This is a genomic window from Thiolapillus sp. (assembly GCF_048562965.1).
In the GTDB taxonomy this organism is placed as follows: domain Bacteria; phylum Pseudomonadota; class Gammaproteobacteria; order Chromatiales; family Chromatiaceae; genus Thiolapillus; species Thiolapillus brandeum_A.
This window is the reverse complement of record NZ_JBHNMF010001029.1, coordinates 1-976: the sequence shown is the minus strand read 5'-3', so window position 1 is coordinate 976 and position 976 is coordinate 1. Positions and strand designations below refer to the sequence as shown.

2 protein-coding genes and 1 pseudogene are annotated in these 976 nt (G+C 47.8%); all 3 read left to right on the top strand.

The features are described from left to right. Positions 1–476 (top strand): IS1595 family transposase (locus tag ACOCD2_RS22020; RefSeq protein WP_293675349.1); only part of this gene is annotated, 476 nt, incomplete at its 5' end. A 2-nt stretch (positions 477–478) separates the two neighbouring features. After that, positions 479–652, top strand: a pseudogene (locus ACOCD2_RS22015) (helix-turn-helix domain-containing protein); the annotation flags it as partial. Between the two features lie 79 nt (positions 653–731). Next, positions 732–866 (top strand): transposase, encoded by a 135-nt coding sequence (locus ACOCD2_RS22010; protein ID WP_368857479.1) that lies wholly within the window; start codon positions 732–734, stop codon positions 864–866. The last annotated feature ends 110 nt before the right edge of the window (positions 867–976 follow it).

Here is a 976-nt window from a genome sequence, read left to right as displayed (position 1 = left end):
GCGCTGCACATAAAGCTCCGTTTATTGCCGTCGTTGAAACGGAAGGGGAAGAACATCGACCTCAGCGGATGCAATTGCGGACAGTCAGTGGGTTTCATAGTGCTGAAATCGAACGTTACGCAAAGATGAGCCTGGAGGTTGGAAGCATTGTGGTCAGCGATGGCTTGGCTTGTTTCAAAGCAGTGGAAAAGGCAGGATGCCATCCTATTCCTTTCGTCTCCGAAGGTGGGCGTAAAGGGGTTGAACACCCATCCTTCAAATGGGTGAATACCATGCCGGGCAACGTAAAAAATGCAATAACCGGAACCTTTCATTCTGTAAGCCTTAAGCATGTTCCCAGGTATCTTGCAGAGTTTGAGTATCGGTTCAACCGGCGGTATCGATTGGATGACATGATTGAGCGACTCGCCTACGTTGGCCTCAGGACGCCTCCCATACCGTATCGTTTCTTACGAATGGCTGAGATTGGTGGGTAATCAAGTTGGTTGATGTCATCCGGCAACAGTGCCTGAGCACGACTTTCCGTGCCTTGGCAGAACAAACAGGCGTTGCGGTGAATACCGTCAAGAACATCGCTCATGATTTGATTGATGAACTGGAACGGACGGTGCGCTACGAAACTCCGGTGATCATGGGGATTGATGAGGTTAACCCCCCCTGTGTCAGCATAGTTGTCCGCTCACCTCAGTGAGCAATTATTACTTAATCAGGGGACGGAAGGAAATCATGAAATGCCAAGATACAGCAGAGAATTCAAAGAGACGATTGTTCAGAAGATGATGCCTCCCAATGCTCAAAGCATTGCCCAGATTCATCGCGATACGGGGGTATCTGAACCGACGTTATATAATTGGACTAGAGTTTAGAGTAAGCAACATTGTTCCACCGTATATTTTCGGGTGAAATAAAGTTGCTATTTTGTTCATACTACCCGTTAGAGCTTGTTCTATACGCTGATTGCTGCATCCTGCTCACT

What these genes read in the sequence shown, in the direction of transcription:
- ACOCD2_RS22010 (WP_368857479.1), top strand. Translation starts at nt 732, where the DNA reads ATGCCAAGATACAGCAGAGAATTCAAAGAGACGATTGTTCAGAAGATG.